The sequence below is a fragment of the Variovorax gracilis genome, from assembly GCF_030317115.1.
GTDB classification, from domain to species: Bacteria; Pseudomonadota; Gammaproteobacteria; order Burkholderiales; family Burkholderiaceae_C; genus Variovorax; species Variovorax gracilis.
Map to the genome: position 1 here is coordinate 1 of NZ_JASZYF010000075.1, position 4300 is coordinate 4300.

A 4300-nucleotide genomic window follows, 5' to 3' on the forward strand; every position below is an offset into this window, starting at 1 on the left:
CTGGAGGAAAACGGCATCCCGCTGCCGATCGTCTTCCTGACGGGACATGCGGACGTTCCCTCCACCGTGCAGGCACTGAAGGGCGGGGCGGTCGACTTTCTGGAGAAGCCGGTCCAGCGCGACGCCTTGCTCGCGGCACTCGGGCGGGCGCTTGCTCGCGACGCTGCCCAGCGGGAAGTCCGTCAGGAGGCCACGCGGCTTCGCGCGCTGTTCGCCACGCTGTCGACGCGCGAAAGAGAGGTCTTCGATCGCATCGTCGCAGGCAAGCTCAACAAGCAGATTGCCGACGAACTCGGCAGCAGCGAACGCACGATCAAGACGCAGCGCGCACACCTGATGGTCAAGCTGGGCGTGGACTCGGCGGCCGAGCTCGGGGCCCTTGCCGAGAAACTGAGCCGAAGCACTCCACGGGCCGCGCAGTGGCCTGCAGACACGGGCGGCTAGCTGACCCGCAGGAGAAGCTCGGGCGCGAATGCAGGCACGTTCAGCCTGGTGCGGTGCGCGGATTTTGAGGTGGCTCGACGGGTTCCAGCAATTCGCGCAACCCCTGGATCGCAACGCTCACCTGTCGGCAATGGGAAACCTCGAACCGCTGTGAATCCGGGTAACGCTCGAAAGCAGTCTGCAAAGACTCGAGGACGCCGAGGACGGCCGCCCTGGTCTCGAGGCGCCGCCGCGCCACGCGAACGCTGAAGTCGTCGAAGCGCTCTTTCTCGCGCTCAAGCTCATCACTGTTTGCCATTTCACCAAGCCCTTCAATTGAAAGCGAGAGTGCTGTGCCGCCGGATCAGGCGAGCTCGTTGATTCTGCTTGATTGCAGCGGCGCACGCTCCGACAGTCGTTTCATGCGCTTTGGCGCCACCTGCGCGCCTTGCAGGTGTCCCTGCGCGCGAAGGGCCAATCTGCCCTTTCGGGCAAGTGAATTGCCCCTCCACCTGATGGTTCTTCATCAGCTCCACGGCGACGATCGTGAGAGCGCGTCGCCCCATCGCCCGCGACGAAGGATCTCGATGACATCGCACTACCGCCGAATCCCGCTCAGCGCCTGCATCGCAGGGGCGGTTGCCCTTCTCCTCACGGGCTGTGCGACGCCCGGATCGGGCAACGCCGGCATCACCGCGTCCGACCACTTGGCCAAGGTCTCCAACGTCGGCTTTCTGACGGAGCCCGGCAAGCTGAAGGTCCAGGCCGCCAACGGCGGGTTCCTGTGCTGGCGGCAGGCCGGAGTCAACTGGAAGAGCTACGACAAAGTGATGTTCGAGCGCATCCAGGTTTACGTCACGCCGGCCACGGAGCAGAGCCCGATCGACCCCAGCGACCTCAAGACGCTCGTCGACTACTTCCACAGTGCGATGGTCAAGAGCGTGTCGCCCGGTGTGCAGGTCGTCAACGTAGCCGGCCCGGGCGTGCTGCGGGTCAGGCTTGCGCTGACCTCGCTGGTGCCGACGAACACGCTGGAGAGCATGGCCGGCACCGCCGTGCCTTACGGCTTCGTCGCCGAGATAGGCTCTGGGGCGGCCACGGGGCGCCCCGTCGGGTCGACGCCCTACCTGGGCAAGACCGGCCTCGAGGCGCAGTTCCGCGACGGCGCCTCGGGCGCGGTGCTGGCCGAATGCGCGGACACCCAGATCGGGCTCAAGTACGCGGCCGACCTCAACAAGGGGGCGACCACCGCGGCGGAGGCCTGGATGAACGGCTACGTGAGCTCCTTCACCAGTTGGAGCTACGCGCAGGACGCCTTCAACAAATGGTCGGCCGCCTTCGCCCGGCGATTCGCCGAACTGCGCGCCCAGTCCCCGCAATGAAAGCGCTGACCGCCATCTGCAGTCTCGCCGCCGCGACGGGCTGCCTGTCCGCATCGGCGCAGACCACCCTGCCTGCCGCCAACGAGTGGCAGTTCGAATTCATTCCCTACCTCTGGCTGGCAGGCATCCGTTCCGATCTGAAGCTGGGTCCTTTTCCTGGCAACACGCTGTCGGTGAGCTCCAAGGGCATCCTGGAGGCGCTGGACTTCGGGGCCATGGGCACTCTCGAAGCCCGCAAGGGCCCGTGGGGCGGGTGGCTCGACGTGCAATACGTGAAGCTGGGCGTGTCGAACCAGTTGGCCGGCGGTCTGCTGGGCGGCTACAACGTCAAGTTCGAGCAGACCATCACGACGCTGGCCGGCTTCTACCGCGTGGTCGACAGCCCGGTGGCGCTCGATGTGCTGGGCGGCGTGCGCTATGTCGATGCCAAGACCAATGTCGACTTCGCGCCCAGCCTGCGCGGCCTTGGGGGGAGCAAGGAGGAGAAGGTGGGCTCGACCGACGGCGTCATCGGCGTGCGCGCGATCGTCCCGGTCGGCGACAAATGGTCGCTGCTGGGCTACCTCGACGTCGGGGAAGGCGGCTCGAGTTCGAGCTGGCAGGCGATCGCCGGCGCCAGCTACCAATACTCCCCGGTCACCTCATTCAAGCTCGGTTATCGCTACCTGGATTACAGGCGCGACGATGCAATGCTCAACAAGGTGGCCATGGGCGGCTTCTACTTCGGCGCCGGATTCAAGTTCTGAACGCAAGCATGACGACCGAAACTTTCACATCGATCGATGTCGTCCAGGCGCCGCATCCGGGCATGCTGTGGATCCCGGGCGGTACCTTCCGCATGGGCTCGGACCACCACTACCCCGAGGAGAAGCCGTCGCACCGCGTGACGGTCGACGGCTTCTGGATGGATGCCACGCCGGTCACCAACGCGCAGTTCAGGGCCTTCGTCGACGCCACCGGCCATGTGACCTTCTGCGAACTCGCGCCTGATCCCAAGGACTACCCCGGCGCGCTGCCCGAGATGCTCAGGGCCGCCTCGTCGGTGTTCGTCGCACCGCCGGGACGCGTGAGCCTGCGTGACCACTTGCAGTGGTGGCGCTTCGTTGCCGATGCCAACTGGCGGCAGCCGCAAGGGGCCGGTAGCAGCATTGCCGGCAAGGACGACCATCCCGTGGTGCATGTGGCCTGGAGCGATGTCGAGGCCTATGCGAAGTGGGCCGGCAAGGAGATCGCGACGGAAGCCGAGTGGGAGTTCGCCGCGCGCGGCGGGCTTGAGGACGCTGAATACGCCTGGGGCAGCGAACTCGCGCCGGGCGGCATCCATCAGGCCAACACGTGGCAGGGCGAGTTCCCGTGGCAGAACCTGGCAGAGGACGGCTTCGCGGGCACGTCGCCGGTGCGCAGCTTCGCACCCAACGGCTACGGCCTGCACGACATGATCGGCAACGTCTGGGAGTGGACGCAGACCTGGTATTCGCCGCGGCATCCGGACGAGAAGCTCAAGGCCTGCTGCATCCCGGTGAACCCGCGCGGCGCCGCGAAGGAGCAGAGCTTCGATCCCGGCATGCCGGAGATCCCGATCCCGCGCAAGGTCATGAAGGGCGGGTCGCACCTCTGTGCGCCCAACTACTGCAGGCGCTACCGGCCGGCCGCCCGGATGCCGCAGCCGGTGGACACCTCGACCTCGCACCTTGGCTTCCGATGCATCGTGCGTCTTCCGGCACGGCCATGACCCTGGCGAACGACGCAGTCCCGGCCCGACTCGGGCGAATCCTCGCCTTTGCCGCGGTCGTCGAAGGCGTCACCGGCCTGGCCTCGCTCCTGGTGCCGGCCCTCGTCATCCGGGGGCTGTTCGGCGTCGAGGTCGAGGGCGCGTCGCTGGCGCTCGGCCGCGTCTGCGGCATTGCGCTGATCGCCCTCGGCTGGGCCTGCTGGCCGGGCGGACGCGGCCTGCAAGGCACCATGAAGGCGTCCCGCGCGATGCTGATCTACAACGCCTTGATCGCGCTGTACCTCGCCTGGGTCGGCTTGGCCCATCCGCCGGCAGGTTTTCTCCTGTGGCCGGCGGTGGTCCTGCATGCGGTCGTGGCGGCGCTCCTCCTCCATGCAGCGCGCACCGACACGTGAAGAGAAGGGCTCTGCTTCCCTTTCGGGCAATGGATCTGCCCTTCGACCCAGTTACCTTTCGCACGCCGACGCGCAATGATGAACCCAGACTGAACGCTGCCTCGCCGACCGGGCCATCCGGCAACGCAAGCTTCGGCACTCACATCCACCGGAGAGAAGGAGTCGCGCATGAACATGCTCCCACCGCACTTCTCGCGACGGCGTGGTCACCGGCGCGATGCCTCTTCCCAATGACATCGATCCCGACCCGTGTGGTTCTCGTGGTGGACGACGACGACAGCATGCGCCAGGCCATCGAGCGGTTGCTGATGGCCGCCGGACTGAAGACCGCGACCTATGCCTCGGCGGAAGCGTTGCTGGCGAGCGGC

At 66.7% G+C, this 4300-nt stretch carries 6 protein-coding genes; 5 read left to right on the forward strand and 1 reads right to left on the reverse strand.

The window, feature by feature from the left end:
* A partial coding sequence (locus QTH97_RS36600) for a response regulator transcription factor (protein WP_286573668.1) occupies positions 1-444 on the forward strand: 444 nt, incomplete at its 5' end.
* Between the two features lie 40 nt (positions 445-484).
* Here the strand turns inward: QTH97_RS36600 and QTH97_RS36605 are convergent.
* A complete protein-coding gene (locus QTH97_RS36605; protein WP_286573670.1) occupies positions 485-742 on the reverse strand; it encodes a hypothetical protein in 258 nt (85 codons plus the stop codon).
* Between the two features lie 268 nt (positions 743-1010).
* Between QTH97_RS36605 and QTH97_RS36610 the strand changes: the two genes are divergently transcribed.
* The 4 genes from QTH97_RS36610 to QTH97_RS36625 are packed head-to-tail and all read left to right on the forward strand — an operon-like array spanning position 1011 to position 3932.
* Positions 1011-1805: a DUF3313 domain-containing protein gene (locus QTH97_RS36610; RefSeq protein WP_286573671.1), complete on the forward strand. Its 795-nt coding sequence runs from the start codon at positions 1011-1013 to the stop codon at positions 1803-1805.
* Complete coding sequence (locus QTH97_RS36615) at positions 1802-2551, forward strand: hypothetical protein (RefSeq protein WP_286573672.1); 750 nt, start codon at positions 1802-1804, stop codon at positions 2549-2551. The genes QTH97_RS36610 and QTH97_RS36615 overlap by 4 nt, the downstream gene beginning before the upstream one ends.
* Positions 2552-2559: 8 nt before the next feature.
* The gene (locus QTH97_RS36620) at positions 2560-3537 is read left to right on the forward strand and encodes a formylglycine-generating enzyme family protein (protein WP_286573673.1); all 978 of its coding nucleotides are present in this window, start codon (positions 2560-2562) and stop codon (positions 3535-3537) included.
* Positions 3534-3932, forward strand: coding sequence for a hypothetical protein (locus tag QTH97_RS36625; protein ID WP_286573674.1), 399 nt, complete (start codon positions 3534-3536; stop codon positions 3930-3932). Before QTH97_RS36620 ends, QTH97_RS36625 begins: the two co-directional genes overlap by 4 nt.
* Positions 3933-4300: the final 368 nt, after the last annotated feature.